This is a genomic window from Brevibacillus agri, from assembly GCF_004117055.1.
Taxonomy (GTDB): domain Bacteria; phylum Bacillota; class Bacilli; order Brevibacillales; family Brevibacillaceae; genus Brevibacillus; species Brevibacillus agri.
Genome location: NZ_CP026363.1, coordinates 3,766,488 through 3,785,591 on the forward strand (window position 1 = coordinate 3,766,488; position 19,104 = coordinate 3,785,591).

14 protein-coding genes and 1 tRNA gene are annotated in these 19,104 nt (G+C 56.1%); 4 read left to right on the forward strand and 11 right to left on the reverse strand.

Features of this window, described 5'->3' with window-relative positions:
- Positions 1-6: 6 nt before the first annotated feature.
- The 3 genes from BA6348_RS18535 to BA6348_RS18545 all read left to right on the forward strand — a co-directional run bounded on the left by BA6348_RS18535 (position 7) and on the right by BA6348_RS18545 (position 2,741).
- Positions 7-639 (forward strand): trimeric intracellular cation channel family protein, encoded by a 633-nt coding sequence (locus BA6348_RS18535; RefSeq protein ID WP_005827967.1) that lies wholly within the window; start codon positions 7-9, stop codon positions 637-639.
- A 71-nt stretch (positions 640-710) separates the two neighbouring features.
- On the forward strand, positions 711-2,114 hold the full coding sequence (locus tag BA6348_RS18540; RefSeq protein ID WP_005827965.1) for a S8 family peptidase: 1,404 nt from the start codon (positions 711-713) through the stop codon (positions 2,112-2,114).
- A gap of 33 nt (positions 2,115-2,147) precedes the next feature.
- Positions 2,148-2,741 (forward strand): NAD(P)H-dependent oxidoreductase, encoded by a 594-nt coding sequence (locus tag BA6348_RS18545; RefSeq protein WP_007785026.1) that lies wholly within the window; start codon positions 2,148-2,150, stop codon positions 2,739-2,741.
- Positions 2,742-2,804: 63 nt separating this feature from the next.
- Here BA6348_RS18545 and BA6348_RS18550 read toward each other — a convergent pair whose 3' ends face one another.
- The 7 genes from BA6348_RS18550 to BA6348_RS18580 form a co-directional block, all read right to left on the reverse strand.
- Positions 2,805-3,317, reverse strand: a complete 513-nt coding sequence (locus tag BA6348_RS18550; RefSeq protein WP_005827960.1) for a DUF3907 family protein — start codon at positions 3,315-3,317, stop codon at positions 2,805-2,807.
- A gap of 93 nt (positions 3,318-3,410) precedes the next feature.
- On the reverse strand, positions 3,411-4,586 hold the full coding sequence (locus tag BA6348_RS18555; RefSeq protein ID WP_005827958.1) for an ABC transporter permease: 1,176 nt from the start codon (positions 4,584-4,586) through the stop codon (positions 3,411-3,413).
- On the reverse strand, positions 4,579-5,769 hold the full coding sequence (locus BA6348_RS18560) for an HlyD family secretion protein (RefSeq protein ID WP_005827956.1): 1,191 nt from the start codon (positions 5,767-5,769) through the stop codon (positions 4,579-4,581). Before BA6348_RS18560 ends, BA6348_RS18555 begins: the two co-directional genes overlap by 8 nt.
- 47 nt (positions 5,770-5,816) lie before the next feature.
- Positions 5,817-6,398, reverse strand: coding sequence for a TetR/AcrR family transcriptional regulator (locus tag BA6348_RS18565; RefSeq protein WP_005827954.1), 582 nt, complete (start codon positions 6,396-6,398; stop codon positions 5,817-5,819).
- Between the two features lie 204 nt (positions 6,399-6,602).
- Positions 6,603-9,827, reverse strand: a complete 3,225-nt coding sequence (locus BA6348_RS18570) for an AfsR/SARP family transcriptional regulator (RefSeq protein WP_122952661.1) — start codon at positions 9,825-9,827, stop codon at positions 6,603-6,605.
- A gap of 117 nt (positions 9,828-9,944) precedes the next feature.
- Complete coding sequence (locus tag BA6348_RS18575; protein WP_026557004.1) at positions 9,945-10,568, reverse strand: sporulation protein; 624 nt, start codon at positions 10,566-10,568, stop codon at positions 9,945-9,947.
- A 64-nt stretch (positions 10,569-10,632) separates the two neighbouring features.
- Entirely contained in the window at positions 10,633-11,427 is a 795-nt protein-coding gene (locus BA6348_RS18580; RefSeq protein ID WP_237716671.1) for a copper amine oxidase N-terminal domain-containing protein, read from the reverse strand.
- Between the two features lie 278 nt (positions 11,428-11,705).
- On the opposite strand from BA6348_RS18580, the gene BA6348_RS18585 reads away from it, so the two are divergent.
- On the forward strand, positions 11,706-13,973 hold the full coding sequence (locus BA6348_RS18585) for an exo-beta-N-acetylmuramidase NamZ domain-containing protein (RefSeq protein ID WP_122952662.1): 2,268 nt from the start codon (positions 11,706-11,708) through the stop codon (positions 13,971-13,973).
- Positions 13,974-14,137: 164 nt separating this feature from the next.
- Here the strand turns inward: BA6348_RS18585 and BA6348_RS18590 are convergent, their stop codons facing one another.
- The 4 genes from BA6348_RS18590 to BA6348_RS18605 form a co-directional block, all read right to left on the reverse strand.
- Positions 14,138-15,706 (reverse strand): acyl-CoA synthetase, encoded by a 1,569-nt coding sequence (locus BA6348_RS18590; RefSeq protein ID WP_025848496.1) that lies wholly within the window; start codon positions 15,704-15,706, stop codon positions 14,138-14,140.
- A gap of 354 nt (positions 15,707-16,060) precedes the next feature.
- Positions 16,061-16,149, reverse strand: a tRNA-Ser gene (locus BA6348_RS18595).
- A 78-nt stretch (positions 16,150-16,227) separates the two neighbouring features.
- Positions 16,228-17,646 carry an aldehyde dehydrogenase family protein gene (locus tag BA6348_RS18600; protein ID WP_007785009.1) on the reverse strand — a complete coding sequence of 473 codons (1,419 nt, stop codon included), beginning with the start codon at positions 17,644-17,646 and terminating at the stop codon, positions 16,228-16,230.
- A gap of 156 nt (positions 17,647-17,802) precedes the next feature.
- Positions 17,803-19,083 carry a peptidase gene (locus tag BA6348_RS18605; protein ID WP_005827942.1) on the reverse strand — a complete coding sequence of 427 codons (1,281 nt, stop codon included), beginning with the start codon at positions 19,081-19,083 and terminating at the stop codon, positions 17,803-17,805.
- Positions 19,084-19,104: the final 21 nt, after the last annotated feature.

Below are 19,104 nucleotides of genomic sequence, written 5' to 3' on the forward strand. Positions count from 1 at the left end.
AGATACATGTCTTGGGAATGGTTTAACATCGTTGGCACGGTAGCGTTCGTCATTAGCGGCGCGATCATCGCCATGGAGGAAGAATACGACATCTTGGGAGTAATCGTTCTCGGAATGGCCACAGCATTTGGCGGCGGGATCATGCGCAATATTTTGCTCGGCATCCCGCTGACCGCTTTTTGGAATCAGGGAACACTGTTTACAATCGCACTCGTTTCCATGCTCATCGTTTTTGTCCTCCCCCACAAATACCTTGACTACTGGAATCGCTGGGGGATGTTTTTTGACGCAGTCGGGCTCTCTGCCTTTGCCATTCAGGGCGCTATTTACGCCACACAAATGAACTACCCGCTCAGCGCGACGATCGTCGCAGCGGTTTTGACCGGAATCGGCGGCGGAATCATTCGCGACGTTCTCGCTGGACGCAAGCCGCTCGTGTTCAAGGAAGAAATTTATGCGGTCTGGGCCATGGTCGCCGGGCTGGCTGTCGGCCTCAAGTGGGCGACAACCGTCGGCGAGCTGTACACGCTGTTTTCCGCCATCATCGTTTGCCGGATGATTTCCGTCTATCAAGGCTGGAAGCTGCCACGCCGCTCGCTTCGTCCCGTCCCGATTCGCCCTTTTGACAACCGAATGTAAGCTATTTCCTTCATAATCACTCTCTCCATGTGCACGCTATAGTCATCAGCACTGGAGGGAGTGAGTTTTTTTTGCGCGTCTTGCCCCCAATTATCGCCGCCCTTGCCTTGGTCGGTCTGGTCGTCCTGCCTTATCGTCACCATCAAAATGCCGAGCAGGAAATGCGCGAACCTCATCCCCGCGTCACTTCCATCGAGGCGAGCATACCGCGGATCAACTATATCGAGCAGGTCAAAGACATTCGCAGGGATCTGGAAAAAAGCAGCCACGTACAGACGCTCCACCACAATCCGCGCGACCGCAGCCATTATGTCGAGCATGAAGTGGTCGTCCGCTTCTCCCCACGCCCTGAACAGAAAAAAATTGACCAGTTGGTCCGTTCGCTGGATGCCAAGATCAAACGCGATTTTGAGCAATTTATCATCATCAAGTCCAAAAGCCTGACGACGAAGCAGTTAATGAAAAAGCTGGCCGAGCATCCCGACTCGGTGTTTGCCGAGCCGAACTACCTGCTTTTGCCCAACCGCAAGCCAAACGACACGTACTACGCGGAGTACCAGTGGAATTTGCCGCTGATCGGCATGGAGCAGAGCTGGGACGTGAGCGAGGGCAGCAGTGACGTCACGGTCGCGGTCATTGATACGGGGATTGACCTCAATCACCCCGAGTTTGCCGGAAAGCTCGTAGAAGGCTACAACGTGCTGGAAGACAACAATCGACCAGAGGACGACAACGGGCACGGCACGCACGTCTCTGGCGTAATTGCCGCAAAAACGAACAACGAGGAGGGCATCGCCGGGATGTCGTGGAACAGCAAGCTGATGCCGATCAAAGCCATCGGCGCGGACGGCTCCGGCTCGGCTGTCGATATCGCCCAAGGCATCTACTGGGCGACCGATCACGGAGCTGACGTGATTAACCTCAGTGTCGGCAACTACACGTCATCTGCCGCTTTGAAGGAAGCGTGCCGCTATGCGTATGAAAAAAACGTCGTGCTCGTCGCGGCTTCCGGAAACGACGCCACCGATCAGCCGAGCTATCCGGCAGCCTATGAAGAAGTGCTCGCCGTCGCCGCTGTCGACCATCGCAAGGAACGCGCCGATTTTTCCAACTTTGGCGATTACGTGGATGTCGCCGCTCCCGGCGTCGATATTCCGAGCACGTACATCTACAGCGACTACGCCGCGCTCTCCGGTACTTCCATGGCTTGTCCGCACGTCGCAGCGCTCGCCTCGCTGGTGCGCTCCGTCCATCCTGACATGAAAAACCACGATGTCATGGAGCTGATCCGCCAATCGGCCAAAGACCTCGGCGCCCCCGGACACGATCAGTTGTACGGCTACGGCATGATTGACGTCAATCAGACGCTGCGGCAAATCAAACCGGCAGAGCCGGCGCGCACGGAAAAAACAGAGCATACGGTCGGTGGACTATTGAACAAATTTTTTATGCGCCTGCGCTTTGGCTTCGAATAAGCATACAAACGGTAACCCACGGAGGGATGGACGATGAAAGCGTGCATTGTTTTTGCTCACGAAGGAAAGGAAAGCTTCTGCCATGCCATTCTCGACCGCGTCACCCGCTCCTTGCAACAGCAACAAATCGACTTTGAGGTGCGCGACTTGTATCAGATGAAATTCCAGCCTGTCTTCGATGCGGCAGACATGCAAAAAGTAGCGAACGGGTCAGCCTCGCAAGATGTTGCCACCGAACAGGAGCTGATTTCCGATGCCGATTTGCTGGTGATGATTTACCCTGTCTGGTGGTGGTCGCCTCCTGCGATCCTCAAAGGCTATATCGACCGGGTGTTTACGAACAACTTCGCCTTCCGCTACGACGCCAATGGCCCCGTCGGCCTGTTGTCAAACAAACAGGCGATTGTGTTTACGACAACCCGGGAGTCCGAAGCGGAAATGCAGACGAGCGGCTTCGACGCTGTGGTGAAAAAACAGATCGTGGACGGCACGCTCGCCATGATCGGCTACGATGTGACCTACCGCAATTTTGCCGCCGTCCCTTACGTAGACAACGCCGCCCGCGAGCAAATGCTTGCCGAGGTCGAGAAAATCGCTGCGAGTGCGCGCCAGCCGCTCGGCGTGTAGCCGGATTAGCAAACTTGGCTGCGCCAAATTTTTATCTGTATAAAAGACGACAAGCACAGGTCATTACACCTGTGCTTGTTCTTTATGCAGCCGTTTTTTGGCTATATAGTCATTTTCGTAGTATTGCAATTCATCACGCATTTGCTCAAACACTCTGGACAAGGACAGGGTCAACTGCTGCAACTCGGGTGTTACTTGTTTGCGGAAAATGATACAGTCTTGTCCCGTGTAGGCATAGCGGCCGTCTTCCTCATAAACCTCGCCTTTGGGATAATAGAAGTAATTCACACAAGTGTGGTACACCTGGTACAGAACTTCTTCGGCAAACTCCTCGTTAAATCGTGCTCGGCGCAGGGATACCCCCAGCCTGTCGTACGCATTTTCACAGTAAACCAAAAGGTGGCGCAGATCGGAAAGATACGCTCGATAATAAGTTTCAAATTCTTCCGGGTCGCCCGATGCGGATACAAGACTAGACAAGGTAACCTGATTGAGATAACGCTCCAGTTCCATGCTTACCTTTTTCAACTTGGTGTACGTCTCTTCGCACAATTGCTTCAGATGAGTCGCTGACATATTGTCCCCCTTGCGTTGAAGAATCTGTCTTTTTTAAGTAAGTATATAGGAAAGATTCTTTACAACACAAGGGTTTCTTTTCTGCAAATCTTGCTAAACCGTTGTCGTTTCGGCAACGACTTCCTTTTTTTTCCTTGTCTGTAACAAGTATATGACGTAGGCAGAGAACAGGCCCAAAAGGGTCATGAAGCCCAAAACGGCCAAATCATGCGTCACGTAGGACAGGTCATGCCCTTTGCTCAAAATCTCCCGCACGCCGTCGAGGAAGTACGTCAACGGCAAAGATTTACCAATCGCGGCAACCGCAGTCGGCATCGAAGCGAGCGGCCAGGTGAAGCCGGAGAGCATAAACGAAGGAACGGCAATCATCATCGCGATCTGTGTAGCTTGCAACTGGTCTTTGGAGAAAAAGGAAATCGCGTAGCCGATGGCGAGCACCGCCAGGTTGAACGCCGTTGCGACGAGCATCAGGTCAAAGGTGCTGCCGTAGTACGGAATTTCGAACCCTTTCAGCAGCAGGGTGAAGCCTAAAAACACATTGAGCGTGCCTGCCAAAAAGTACGGCAGCAGCTTGCTTGCCGTGATCGCGAAAAAGCTGTGCGACTTAAGCGTCTCCTTCCACGTCCCCTCTTCCTTCTGCTGCGCTACCGACAAGGCAATCCCGAGGAACAGCACTTGCTGCAGCACCGTTCCCGTCAAGCCGAAGACCATGAAGGACATGTAGCTGAACGTCGGATTGTACAAGACGCGATAGCGGTAGTCGATCCCGGTGAACAAGTTTTTCCCTTCCTCGCCCCAGCTACCCTTCGCTTCCATTTTTTTCAGCGTCGCACCTGCGGACACGGATTTGACTACCGTGCTCGCGGCGCGGACAGCGGTGTTCGAGATCATCATGTTGCTGCCGTCAATGACGGTCAAAACTTCTGCGGGCCGTCCGGCTTTGACGTTTTTCTCCAGCTCCGCCGGAATAATCAGGGCGATGTTCGCCTCGCCTTTGTCAACCAGGCGCATCGCTTCCTCCTCTGTTCCGACGATGGAAGTAATCTTGAACGTCTGGTCGACTTCAAACGCGCGGTACAGCTCGCGGCTCAGCTCTGTCTGGTCCGCGTCTACCATGACAGTCGGGATGTTCATTACCTTCTTTTCGCTGTACAAAAAGCCGAACAGCGTCAAGTATATAATCGGCACGATAAACAGCACATTGCGAATCGTTTTGTTGGCAAACAAGTTTTGCCATTCGCTCCAGAAGAGCCGGGAGAAATTACTCACCTTCAACAGCTCCTTCGAGCTTCCACTCGACCGTCAAGCCTGGCCGCAGCTCTGGGTCAGAGACGAGCAGCTTCACCTGGAACGAACGGATGTCGCGGTCGCCAAGCTCCTGGGTTGCCTTTTTGACGGCAAAATCCGCTGCCGGGGCAATCGTGGCAATTTTCGCCTCTACTTCCCGTTTGAGCGCAGGGACGAACAGTTTGACCGTGTCGCCTGTTTTGATCTGGCCGAGGGCGTATTCGTTTACGTACAGCTTCACGTAGTTATCGGATTTCGTTTGCAAGGTAAGAACGGTAAAGCCTTGCGCTACCAGCTCGCCTTTTTGCACGGCAACGGATTTGACCACTCCGTCCATCGGCGCGACCAGCTTCGTATTGTTCAAATACGCCTCGATTTCCGCGAGAGCGCCTTTGGCTTGCAGCACGCCAGCCTCGGCCGATTTCACATCCAGCTCCTTCAAACCTACCTGACCGCGCGCCGCTACCGCTTGCTTATACGCTGCTTTGGCCTGGTCGAGCTGAGCCTGCGCGGCATCGACCTGTTCGCGGCGTGCGCCGGACTGAGCCATTTTCAACTGTTCGTCAGCGGCCTTCAGCTCTGCCTGGGCTTTTTCCGCCTGCATTTGCGCTTCCTCGACTTTGACTTGCGGGACCGCTCCCTCAGCGAGCAGCTTTTGCATCCGCTCCAGGTTCGAAGCCGCGATCTGGTTCGCTGTTTGCGCTGCTTGCAGCTTCGCTTTCAACTGGGCGATTTCCTCGCTGCGCGCTCCGTTTTTGTTCGCCGCAAGCTGGGCCGCGGCCGAACTGACTACCGCCTGCGCCTGATCGACTTGGGCATTGCTTGAGCTGTCTGTCAGCGACACACCTTTTTTCGCCTGCTCGAGCTTCACCTGCGCCAGTCGATAGGCCGCTTCTGCCTGTTCCTTTTTCGCCAGCAGCTCTTCGTTGTTCAACGTGGCGACCACTTGCCCTGCTTTTACTTCATCGCCTTCTTTAAAGGCGATCTGCTCGATGGAGCCGCCCATTTTAAAGGACAGGTCCACTTCCGTTCCTTCGATGACGCCTGTCAACTGGGTCGATTTTTCCCCGGCCAGACTGCTTCCGCCGGATGCGAACAAAACGGTTCCCAACACTGCGATTCCGGCCACAAAACCGGCCACCCCGATCCATGCTCGTTTTTTCATAGTCGATTTCTCCTCTGTGTCTTTTCTGTATGGTCCTTACGGCTGTTTCACTGTTTCGCTTGCAGCATGCCTGCCAAAAAGCAGCGCAGCGTATACTTGTTTTCTTCCGTGTCCAACGGTTCCTTGCGATATTGCTTGCGGATGGCCGTAAAGCCGACCATGCCGAACAGGCCCGAAGCAAGCGTTCCGATTTCGATATCCGGGCGTATGTAGCCTTGCTCCTGCATTTGCTTCAGATACGTTTCCATCATCGTAAAATAGCCCGTCAACAACTTGGCGACTGTCAAATCGCGCTGTTCGTCGCCCGTAAAGACGCTGAGCAAAAGGAAGCACAGCTCGCGATTTTCGCAAAAGAAGCGAAGATGCTCATCCAGCACATTTAAAATGCGATCCTCCAAAGACAGCTCTTCGTTTTGCATCACACTGTCAACATGGTAAATCAGCATCTTCACGCCTTTTTCAATCACGTACAAAAAAAGCTCCTCTTTGGTCGAGAAATGGTAGTACAGCGTTCCTTTCGCTACCTGTGCCATTTCTGCGATCGCGTCCATCGTGGTTTCGCTATAGCCCAACTGGGCAAACGCCGTCAGCGCTCCTTGGGCAATCTGGTCTTTTTTGGATGGTGCCATCACTCCCGTCCCCCTTGTCTTTATTGAACTGACTGGTCAGTACAAAAACAGTGTACGGAACACTCCTAGTTTTGTCAATAGCTCTGTGCGGCATCCGCTGGCGGCTTTTTTGACGGGGAAAACTCCCGCTGCATTTGGGCAAGGACGGGCGAAAAGCCGTGTCGGGCGCAGGGCACGCAAAAAAGACCGCTTGTACGCGGTCTTTCATTTTTCCCGGATGCGGTTGTACGTCTCCTCTGTCGCTGGCATCGGCGCGACGCCGAGCTGTTCCTGCAGCTTGGCCACGCATTTTTTGTACCAGCGGATAGCCTGCGTCCGGTTGTTTTGCTCGTAGTAAGCCGTCATCAGCAGGCGATACGCTTCCTCCCAGCAATCGTCCACCCGCAAGATCGCTTCGCACCAGCGAATCGCCTTTTCCAGTTGCCGCTGCTCCAGCCTGATTTTCGCCAGCCTTTCTGCGCCCCGCAAAAACAGCGCCTGAAGTCGCTCCCGTTCTTCCACGCACCATTCCTCATAGCGACACTCCGGCATGTACTCGCCCAAGTAGTAGCCCAGCCCTTTTTCCAGCAAAAGCGCAGCCTGGCGCTCGTCCTGCTCGGCCAAACCCAATGTGACCAGCTTTTCAAATTCTTCCACATCGAGGTGATACCCCGACGCGAGGTTGAAGCCGTAGGAGCTGCCGTGGCGCTGGATAAAAAAGGTGTCGGTCCGCGCCGCCCGATCTGGCTCCAACGCTTTGTTCAAGGCGTTAAGCGCGACCTTGAAGTCGCGAATCGCCGCTTCCTCGACGCTGTCCGGCCACAGGCGATGCATGATCTCTTCGCGGGCCAGCAGGTGATGGCGCTTGGTCAACAGCAACTGGAACAGCAGCTTGGCGGTTCCGCGCTGCCATGCCTTTTCACTCAGTTCGCGCTCTCCCAGCCAGACGCGAAACGCCCCCAACGTCTGGATGCGCAACGTATAGCCCGGGTGAAACGTGACATTTTGCAGGCCGAGATCGTTTAGCAGTTGTGAAACGTAGTCCGGCGACACTTTGCGCCGCTCCGCTTCCAACAAAATCGGCATCAACTGCTGCACGTCGTACGGAGTGAGCAAAGTCGGGCGTTGCAGCAAAAAAGAGTACTCCCCGGTCTGCATCAGCGACAGCGCCTGGGTCACGGCGGGGACGAACAGCTCCCACTGCTTGCTGCGGTACGCAAGAAAGCTCTGCCACAGTTGGCAAATCGCCACGTGGTAGCTGTCTCCGCAATGACTCAGCCGCTCCGAGCAATCGCGAAACGTCTCCAGCGCCTCGCTGTCCTTGCCGTATTTGGCATAGGCGATGCCGATTGCCATGCGCACCAGACTGCCCAGCCAGTCATCGCGCATCGCCTCCGTCTCGTGGATGCCTCGCCTGCCGTACAACAGCGCCTGGTCGAGCGCCTTTTGACTGGCGTGAAACAGCGTCAGCCCGAGTAGCGTCTCGGACTTTCCGCGCGTCGACTGCAACTCCTCCATCATTTGCAAGCCTTTTTCGTAGAGCTGGCGAATTTCCTCGGCAGGCAGCCCCTGGCTGATGAGCGCCGCGTGCGCTTTGCGGACGTAGCCATTCGCCTCCACGAACGGGGAATGCGCCGCACGCCCGAGCTGAATAGCCGTCTCTGCCGCCTCGAAGCCGCGCTCCCACTCGCCGTTTAACGCATAGACAAAGGACAGCAGCAGCGACGTTTCCCGATACGAGCGCGTCAAGGTCGGATGCCGGGTCTGCTCCAACTGCCATTTGTTCTCCAAAAGCTGGATGGACGACTGCAGCCGACCTGTGCGAAACAGCAGCCGCGACTCCAGCTCTACCTCTGTCTGCTGCTCCAGCTCCTGGCTTTTTTCATACCAAGCCGCTGCCTGCCTGGAGTCGCCGCGGTTCGTATAAATCTCCGCCAGCAAGCGATACAGCCTTGGCGCCATTTCGCTCTCCTGCTCTTGCGGCGGCAGAAGCTGGATCGCCCGCTTGAGCAACTCCTCCGCCTTGACGCCCTGCACGCTGTCGAGGTGGACTCTCGCTTTGCCTTCCAGCCCGCGGCACAGGCCGATCTGATCGTGCTTTTCCTCGCAAAAGGCGAGAAACTGCTCATAGGAGGCAAACGCCTTGGCGTACAGGCAGCGGTATCGCTCCACCTCTCCCTGGTAAAACCAGAGCCAATGCTCCTGCGCTTTGATCGAATCCGGCACAAGCGCCAGCCATTTGTACAGCCCGTCCAGCACGCCTGCGCTCAAAAACCGCTCCGCAGCGAGACAAAGCCACGCGCCGAGCACATCCCACTGCTCAATCAGGCGCAAACGCTCAAATGCTCGCTCCTCTTCGCCTTTGCGGCGGTACCAGACGGCCGCTCCCTGGTTGACCCGCCGGTAAATGTCCTGGCGCGACGCGAGCTTGCTCGACAACAACCGCTGAAACAGCGGATGGAAAAAGTACATGCCCCGTTCATCTACATGCAAAAACAGGTTGCTGCGTCTCGCCTCCTGCAGTTTTTCCTCTGCCCCTGCGCCCAGTACTTGCAGACAGTCTTCGCGGGTAAACGCCTCCAGTGCCGCGGCCTCCATCAAAAACTGCTGCATGTTCCCGTCAAGCCCCATCCACACGTCCGCTTCCAGTACATGCAGCAGCCGGGACAGCTCGTGCAGGCTGTCAGCCAGCTTGAACCCCCTCGCAATTTTTTCACCGATCGAGCGCAGTGCGATCACCCAGCCACGCGTGACCTCGTCTACTTGCTTCCACTCGTCGTCTGTCAGGGCGATATCGTACTGATCCGAGTAAAAAGCTTCGCTCTCTTCCAGCGTAAACGCCAGGTCGTCTGTCGCAAGCTCCAGGCATTCGCCGCGCGCCGTGAGCAGCTCCAGTTGTGTCCAGTTAGGACGAACGCGGGTCAAGATCGCCAGTTTGACTTTATGCGGCAACAGCTCAACCAGTTGGGAAACGAAGCTGTCGGCTGCACTGCCGCTGGCAATCCGGTGGTAGTTGTCGAGGACGATCACGAAATCGTCCGGAAGCTGCGCGCACTCCTGGGCAAACAAGTCCGCGAGCCGCTCGCCGTCTGTCGCCTGTTCCCGTTCTTGCTCAGATGAGGCACTGTGCTGCGCTTGCCGCTGCAGCAGCTCCCGCAGCGTCTGTCCGAAGTCAGGTACGACCCGGCGGACACTCTCCGTGAGACACCAGAAAAAATCAGCGACCGCCGCGTCTTCCTCCGTGATGAAATACCAAGAGGCACGGCGCGCTTCATCGTGCAAAAACGTCGCAAACGATGTCGTTTTGCCGTAACCCGCCCCCGCGTGGATGAGACAGAGCTGTGCATGCGCGAGAAGCCGCAGTTTCCGCGCCAGCGCAGGACGCCTCAGCACATACGGCTTTTGCGAAGGAAGAGTTATTTTGGAAATGGGTACCTGGAATTGACTCATCGGTTGCACTCCTTGCCGTTCACCTACTCTTCCAGACTATTTCCCCATTTCTTGCAAAACTCCTGCCGCAAGCCCCGCTCGACAAAAAGCCCACCCGGGCATCCAGGTGGTCTTTTGTCAATCGACGAGATTGTACCCTTTGACCGTATAGCCGATGTCATTGAGCAGCACCTGGAACTCCTCGTTGCTGACTTCCTCGCCGCGAAGGATGCGCTGGTGCAAATCGGATATGCGATCGTAAATCGCCCTGTTGGTGGACACGTACATCAGATTGAAGCGCGACTCCGTCTGCAGCCTGCTGCGCATTCGGTCTACCACGCGCTTTTGCAGCGCATCTGTATGCCCGTTGTCGTTGCGGATAATTTTTCCCGGTGTATAGGGGATCGACGGCCGCGGATTGACTTCATCCGGCTTGGGCGTATCCACTGGCAAAACACCGACCAGCAGATTGTCCTTGTACGCGAGCACCTTGATATCGACTACGCCCGGCACCTTCTCCGCATGCCGCTCCAGATAGGCGACGAGGTGCGGCTCGCGGTTATGAACCATTTTTTGGCTAATCATCGCTGCGGGTCCTTTGTCCATCCCGACCTTGTCATTGCGATAGTTGATGCCGTACGCTTCGAATTTGGCCTGGTTTCCGTTGCGATCTTCGGTGCCTTGTTCTTTGTTTGGCGAGCAGCCCGTCAACAGACCGGCAAGCAGAATGGACGCGTATAGGCCAAAACCAATTCGCTTCAACAAAAAACACCTCCTTGCGCATAGTTTGTGCGCGGGAGGTGTTCTTACTCAGGAAGTGGCTGGCTTAGTTTGCACTTTGCAATTCGCCTTCAAACGTATCCTGTTTACCGTCCAATTCTGCCTTCACGGTGAAATTGCGAATGCCATCGTGTGTAGTTTGATAAAACTCAAATGTTCCGTCTGATTTCACATCAACAGAATAGGAAGTTCCTTCCAAATCGACGATAACCGTTGCTTTAGGGTCTACCTTACCTGCTACTTTGTATATCCCCATTGGCGAGAAAGTAAAAAATTGGCCTACGACGCTCTCCTTGTCGATCAGACTCACCGTATCCTGCTTTTTGCCCTCTTCCGTCGGCTTTGTTTGTTCCTGCGGCTTTTCTTCTGTCCCATTTGGATTGGCAACAGCCTGATCCGCAATCAAAACCGTTTGCGTAGCCGGGTCCCAATCAACCTTGTAGCTCAGTGCCTCGGCAATAAAGCGCACAGGCACGACGGTGCGCTGGTTGACGATTTGCGCAGGCACGTCCAGATTGATGGTTTGTCCATTTTTCTTGGCAATTTTTTGCGTGACGACCAGGCGGATGTTGTCGTTGCCTTTGTCGATCGTTACGGTTCTCGTTTTCTCGTTCCAGTCGACTTTAAAGCCCAACGTTTCCGCGATGGGACGAATCGGTACCAGTGTCCGGCTGTCGCGGATCAAAGGCTTTTGATCGGGGAATACAATCGCTTTTTTATTGTACTCCACCTTGACGGCAGTCTGCGCAGGGGCAGGAGCTGCCGCGGCAGAAAATGTTGCCATAGGCACCAGGGCAATTGCCAGCACGAATGATGCGAGTTTTTTCAGCAAAATGTCCACTCCGTTTCCAATAAGATTCACACGATTCTTAATCTACTATAGGCTTGGAGCGGTTTCAAGCCATTCCTGCAAATAGCCTACCAAGATCGTACTGTCATTGTAGAAGGAAGTAACCCGATTGGACAAGCAGAAACCAACTGGAAATCGTCAATAAATACGATATTCCTCTATCTTTAGACCTAATTTCAAATTGTTACAAAAATACAACCATACTCCTGACAAAAACCGTTACAATGAACAAGAAACGACTGTATTTTTCTTCGAAAGAGGCAATGATGATGAAAAAGTTTATTCCTTTTCTTATCCTGGCACTGATCTTGACCATGATTCCCCCCGGAGGCAGCTCCGCCAACACCGCTGCCGTTCAATTGGGAAGCGATGTACTGTTCGACCGATTCCATTATTTGATCGAAGGAAAAAAAGTCGGGCTGATTACGAACCAAACCGGCGTCAACAGCCAGGGAATGAGCACCATCGACCTTTTGCGTCGTGACCGCTCCGTTACCCTCACAGCTTTGTTCGCTCCCGAGTACGGTTTGGATGGCAAGGCACAGGTGGGGAACCAGCCGGAGATCTTCCTCCATCCGGTTTACGGCATTCCGGTCTACGGCTTGTACGGCTCGACCCGCCAGCCGACAGCGGAAATGCTGGAGCATTTTGACACCCTTCTCGTCGATCTGCAAGACATTGGCTCCCGGACGTACACCTACATATCGACGCTGAAATACGCCATGACGGCGGCAAAGGAGCAGGGAAAGCAAGTCATCGTGCTCGACCGGCCCAACCCGCTCGGCGGCACCATCGTGGAAGGACCCGTGTTGGAAAAGCCGTATGAGTCCTTTATCGGCGTCGACGAGCTGCCTTTGGCCCACGGAATGACCATCGGCGAGATTGCCTTGTTTTTCAACCGTTCCATTGGCGCGGATCTGTACGTCGTCCCGATGCAAGGCTACACCCGCACCATGCTCTATCAGGAGACCGGGCTGAGCTGGGTTCCGGGCTCCCCGCATTTGCCTGACCTCGCTTCTGTCTACGGTTACATGGCGACAGGACTCGGCGAAGGCACCCCTGTTACCCAGGCAGACCATTTTACTTGGGTTGGCGCAGAAGGCATCGATTCCGTGAAATACGCCGATCTCATGAACGGCAGCCTGTTGCCTGGCGTGATTTTTCTCCCGGAGAAAAAGGAGAAAGCGGGCGGCGTCCGGCTGCACATTTACGATCCGCGCAGCTTCAATCCTGTGAAAACCGGGATGTACGCCCTTGCCTATGCGCGACAGCTCCAGCCGTTTCCCGTACCGCTTGGCACTGACAAGGAAAAGACGCTGTTCGAGCATGTGATGGGCACAAGCAAGATCGGCCCACTGCTTGCGCAAGGCAAAAGCCCGCAAGAAATCGTTGACTCTTATGCAGAAGCCTTGGGCAAATTTACGGAGCTGCGTAAAAGCTTTTTAATCTATGGCGATGCCCCGTTCATTCCGACTGAGGCGATCCACAGCCAGCCTGGGGCAACACTGCCGCCTGGTACAACCGCTCCGGCTCCTGAGCCTGGGACGGTTCAGCCGCCCGGCACGACGGCTCCGGTTCCGCAGCCTGGAATGGCTCAGCCGCCCGGTACAACGGCCCCATCTCCGCAGCCTGGAACGGCTCAGCCGCCCGGTACAATGGCTCCGGCTCCGCAGCCTGGGACTTCTCAACCGCCTGGCACGATTACTCCGGCTCCGAAACCTGGAACTGCTCAGCCTCCGGGTACGACGGCTCCCAGTCCGAAGCCTGGAACTGCTCAACCGCCCGGCACGACGGCTCCGGCTCCGAAACCGGGAACTGCCCAGCCGCCTGGCGCGACCGCTCCGGCTCCCAAGCCGCCCGTTGCACCAGCGCCGAAGCCAGGGGAAAAAATCGCGTATTTGACGTTTGACGACGGCCCGTCGCCTGTGACGCCGCACGTACTCGATACACTGAAAAAATACCAGGTGAAAGCTACTTTCTTCATCGTAGGCAGACACGTCCCTGGCAACGAAGCGATTTTGAAGCGGGCGGTCGCGGAAGGCCATGCCATCGGCGGGCATACGTACTCGCACGATTACCAAGTCGTTTACAAAAGCACCGAAGCCTTTTTCGCCGACCTGGAGAAAGGCAATCAGCTCATAGAAAAAGCGATCGGCACCAAGCCTGTTTTGTTCCGCTACCCGGGCGGCAGCACCAACACGGTCAGCCTCAAATACCAGGACCCGAAACGGTACAACAAGCAAAAAACAGTCATGAGTGCCATCAAAGCCGAAGCGAACAAAAAAGGCTACATCTTCATCGACTGGAATGTCACCAACGGCGACGCCCGCAGCAATCAATACACAGCCCAACAGGCGCTCGCCAATATCAAGCAGCAAGTAAAATCGCAAAAAGAGATTGTCGTACTCATGCACGACGCAAGCACCAAAACGCCAACAGCGCAAGCACTTCCGGAAGTCATCACCTTTTTAAAGTCAAAAGGCTACCGCTTCGAAGTCATCAGCCCTGACCGGCCGACTGTCTCCAATGTGAAATAGAACACGGAAAAACCCGCTCGACAAACCGGACGCTTCCGGCCATCGGGCGGGTTTTCTGTTATCGCAGTTAGTCTGTCAGTCTGCCACTATCCCTCTACCCACTTGCCACAGTCAAACCGGACTTTCATTTATCACCATCACCCTGCCCGTCTGCAAACAGGCAACTACGAAGTCGGAAGCGTATCGTACCGCAGACGCAGTTCGCGCTTCAATATTTTCCCGCTAGGGTTGCGCGGCAGCGTGTCGGTGATGAAGACGTACTTCGGTGCCTTGAACGAGGCAAGACGCTCCTTGCAAAACGCGAGCAACTCCTCTGACGTCAATGTCTCGCCAGCCTTCGGCACAACGACCGCTGTCACCGCCTCGATCCAGTACGGGTGCGGAACGCCGATCACCGCCACCTCGGACACTTTCGGATGCTGATAAATCAGCTCCTCCACTTCCCTGCTCGCTACGTTCTCGCCACCCGATTTAATCATGTCCTTTTTCCGATCGACGACCGTAATATACCCTTCCTCATCCATAATCCCCAGGTCACCGCTATGGAACCAGCCTCCCTGGAAGGCAGCCCGCGTCTTTTCCTCGTCGCGGAAATAGCCGATCATGGCATGGCTGGTCCGATGCACGATCTCGCCAATGCAGCCTCTTGGCACCTCGACACCTTCATCATCCACAATCTTCGTCTCCACGTTCAGCGCGGGCTTGCCTGCCGAGCCTGCTTTGCGAATCTGGTCCTTCGGCGACAAAACCGTCGCCAGCGGCGCTACCTCTGTCTGCCCGTAAAAGTTGTAGAACTGTGCGTTCGGCAAGCGTGTCCCCAGCTCCTTCAGCACCTCCACCGGCATGATCGCCGCTCCGTAGTAGCACTTTTGCAGCGAGGACAGGTTGCGGGAGGCAAAATCGGGAGAGCGCAGCAAGGCAATCCAAACTGTTGGCGGGCAAAAAAGCTGTGTCGCCTTATGCGTCTCGACCATCTCCAGCATCAGGCCAGGCGTCGCCTGCTCCAAAATGATGCCCGTGCCCCCGAGATAAATATAGGGACCGAGAAAACAATGCAACTGTGCGCTGTGGAACAACGGGAGCGCGTGGATCGCCACGTCGTCGTGGGACATGTTCCCATCAATAATCGTGCTCACGTACTCGGACAAAATGCTGCCGTGCGTCAGCATGACCCCTTTTGGCCGCGACTCCGTACCGCTCGTGTACAAAATGTGGGCGACATCGTCGTCGGAAAGCTCCTGCTCCGGCTCGTCCGTGCTCGCGTCCTGAATCAACGTGCGAAACGGCACCCACTCCCCTTCCGGCTTCGCGGGTCTGGAGACAAGCGACAGCAGCTTGGGCGAAAGATCGGCCTGTCCAATCGCCTCTTGCGCCACGGCGAGAAACTCCGGTGCCACAAAGCAGGCGCTCACCTCCGCGTGCCCCAAAATAAACGCCACATCGCTCGTATTCAGCATGAAGTTGATTGGCACCATAATCAGTCCCGCTTTGGCCAGCGCGAAGTTGAGAATGACAAAATCCATGGAGTTTCGGGACAGCACCGCCACTCTCTCGCCTTTTTGCAAACCGTTGGCGAGGAAGGTGTGCGCCGCCTGATTGACAAGCTGATCCAGCTCGCTGTATGTAAGAACTTCCTCCTCAAACTGCAAGGCAATCTTGTCCGGGTAACGCATTCGGCTTCTTCGCAGGATGTCACCAAGCGTATTTCTTCTGGCTCGTTGGGCTTCGATCATCGTGATACCTCCCTCATCCTCGTTTCCCTTTTATTATATCTTAATCTTCTATATAATGTTTATTTTCTGATATTTTATCCTAAAAAAAGCGGAAGCCCCCTCTGCATTATTGAAGCTGCCGCAGGCCCCAAGAAACAATCGAGTCCTTGTGTACAGCATATATCATATCGCGCCAAGCTTCGATATTGGTTCTTCTGGATTTTCAGGAAAAAAACGGCTGTCCTGCCCAGCGACCGTCTCGTTGCTGCCAAACCCGCAGCTTGACCTTTTCCTGCTGTAAAAGAAAAAGACCTCTTCTGCAAAAAAGAGATCGCTTCGTCCTGTACATCCTATATCGGCTGCTTGCAAAAAAGATGGCGGAGGGAGCAGGATTCGAACCCGCGTGAGCTTGCACTCTAACGGTTTTCAAGACCGCCCCGTTATGACCACTTCGGTATCCCTCCGCGTTGCTGACTGATTTAACTATAGCATAGCGCCAAGCGCGCTTGCAAGCGCCTCCAGACCGACTGCCGCTGGCTGTCTCAGCGCTTGACCACCACGAGCTTCAGCTCGCTCAGCTCGTCTGTGGCGTATTTGACGCCTTCTCTTCCCAAGCCGCTTTCCTTGACGCCTCCATACGGCATATGATCGGCCCGGAAGGTGGGAATGTCGTTGATGATGACGCCTCCAACCCGCAGCTCATCTGCCGCTTCCAGCGCAGCCCTCAGGTTGTTCGTGTACACGCCTGCCTGCAGACCGTAGCGCGAGTCATTGACCAGGCGGATCGCTTCTTGCAGGGACGCTACCGGGTTGATGAGCACGACAGGCCCAAGCACTTCCTCGCAACAGATTTTGGCCGTATGCGGCACATGGGTCAAAACGGTCGGCAACAGCATCCGCTCCACCACTTCGCCGCCACAGGCAAGCCGTGCTCCCTGTTGCAGCGCCTCGCCAATCCACTCCAGCACACGCTCGGTCTGCCGCGGGTGAATCATTGCGGAAAAGTCAGCGTGCTCATCGAGCGAGTCGCCGCCGCAGAGCGCCTTCGTCTGCGCCACAAAGCGGCTGACAAACTCGTCGTACAGGCCCTCTGCGACGTAAATGCGCTGGACGGACGTGCAGACTTGGCCGGAATAAGCAAATGCGCCAAACAGGCAGCGCGGCACCACCTCGTCCAGTTGCGCGTCGGAATCGACGATGACCGCAGAGTTGGCCCCCAGCTCCAAAATCACTTTTTTCAGGCCAGCGCGGTTGCGAATGTCGATCCCGACCGCCGGGCTTCCCGTAAAGCTCAAGGCGCGAACTCTTGGGTCTGTCACCAGCTTTTCGCCCACGACGGCTGCGCTGCCTGTGACGACGTTCAACGCCCCTGGCGGGAGTCCCGCCTGCTCGGCCAGTTCGGCGAGCAAAAGCGCACTGAGCGGCGTCTGCGAAGCGGGCTTCAGCACCACGGCATTGCCCGCAGCGAGCGCAGGTCCGACCTTGTGCGCAACCAGATTGAGCGGAAACGGGAACGGCGTAATCGCCCCGACGACGCCCAAAGGCTCGCGGACCGTGTACGCCAGGCGACCTTCTCCGCCGATTGCGGCGTCGAGCGGGATCGTTTCTCCGTGCAGCCGTTTGGCTTCTCCCGCTGCAAACCGATACGTTTGCACGGTGCGGATCACTTCCCCCCGCGCCGTCCTGATCGGTTTTCCGGCCTCAAGCGCGACGATCCGGGCCGCCTCCTCCATCCGTTCGTCCAAAAGGAGCGCGATTTTTTCCAGGATAGCCGCCCGCTGGTAAGCAGGCATCCGCCGCATCACCGTCGTCGCTTCCTCGGCTGCCGCGATCGCCCGTTCTACTGCCTGCGCGTCGGCCTGGGGAACATGGGCAATTGCCTGGCCCGTACAAGGTGAATACAACGGAGCATGTTCTGCCATCGGCACCCATTTTCCCCCGATATAACACGCTCTTTTCATCGCCATCTCCTCCGTCCTTCAACGATTGGACTATCGCATCTCATCCTCCAATCATTCTCCAGAGCAGATCGCGCTTCCTTGCGTGGAGGCGAAACTTTTTCATTTTTCGCATAAAAAATCGAACCCTAAGCCGAAAGCTGCCCGCTACCCGCTCTCCTACTTCGCTGGCCCTTCTGCAACGCCGCACCAGTCCAGCATGGTCAGCGCAAAAATCTCCGCGCAGCGGAACACGTCATCCAGCACGATGTACTCGTCCCGGTAGTGCGCGACCTGTGTGACGCCCGGCCCCACGACGATCGCAGGCGTGTCGGCCAGCGCCGTCAGCAAGCCTCCGTCTGTTCCCCATGGCGAAGCTTCCACGATCGCGCGCTCGCCAGTCACTGCCGCGAACTTGTCCTGCAAAATCTCCATGAGCGGATGATCTTGCGCGACATCTCCCGGCACCCAGCGCGCGCCGTACCACTCCAGCTCGACTGGCTGCTCGGCAAACCACGGATCGACCTCGGCCAGACGCTGCAAAGCCGTCTCCATCTCCGCCTTGGCATCGTCCATCTGCTCGCCAGGCGCTACTCCCATCCTGCCTTCCAGCTTGACGAGATCGGCGACGGACGACGGCCATTTTCCGCCTTCGATCACCCCGATATTGATCGGAATCGGGATCGGCAGCTTGGCGTACAGCGGATCGTCCAGGCGATCGTTGCGCTCTTTTTCCAGGCGGCCAATCGCTTGCACGACCAGCATGCTCTTCTCGATGGCGCTCACCCCTTCGTAGCGGGTGCCGCCGTGAGCAGAACGCCCCTTGACGGTCAGTCGGAACCACATCGAGCCTTGCTGTTTCGGGAAAATTTTCATGTTGGTCGGCTCAGGGATGAGCGCGGCATCTGCCTTGTAGCCGCGCAGAATCGTAGCGAGCGTTCCTGCTCCCCCGCTCTCTTCCTCCACGACGCTTTGGTAGATGACGTCCCCCTTCAGCCGCACGCCCAGCTTTTGCAAGACAGAGATCGCGAGCAGCGAGGACAGGTTGCCGCCCTTCATGTCTGTCGCGCCGCGGCCGTACAGCTTGCCATCCGCTACTTTTCCGCTGAACGGATCGTCGCTCCACTGCGCGTAATCGCCAGCGGGAACGACATCGACGTGCCCGTTCAAAATGAGCGAGCGGCCATCGCCTGCGCCCTTCCAGACCCCGACGACGTTCGGACTGCCTTCAAACGTTTGGCGCGGCGACACGAAGTACGGATGCGAAACAAGCTCCTCCCCCGCCATGACCCACAAATCGACGTCCAGACCCATTTTCGCCAACAGCTCGGCGATGCTTTTTTGAATGGACTCCTCCGCTCCTTGCACACTCGGGCTTTGCACCCATTCCTGCAGCAGCTTGACGGAAGCCTCCCGATCTTTTTCCAACTGCTCTCGTATCAGCGCTTGCCAGTTCGCCATGTTCTTCCCCCGTTCTTTTGG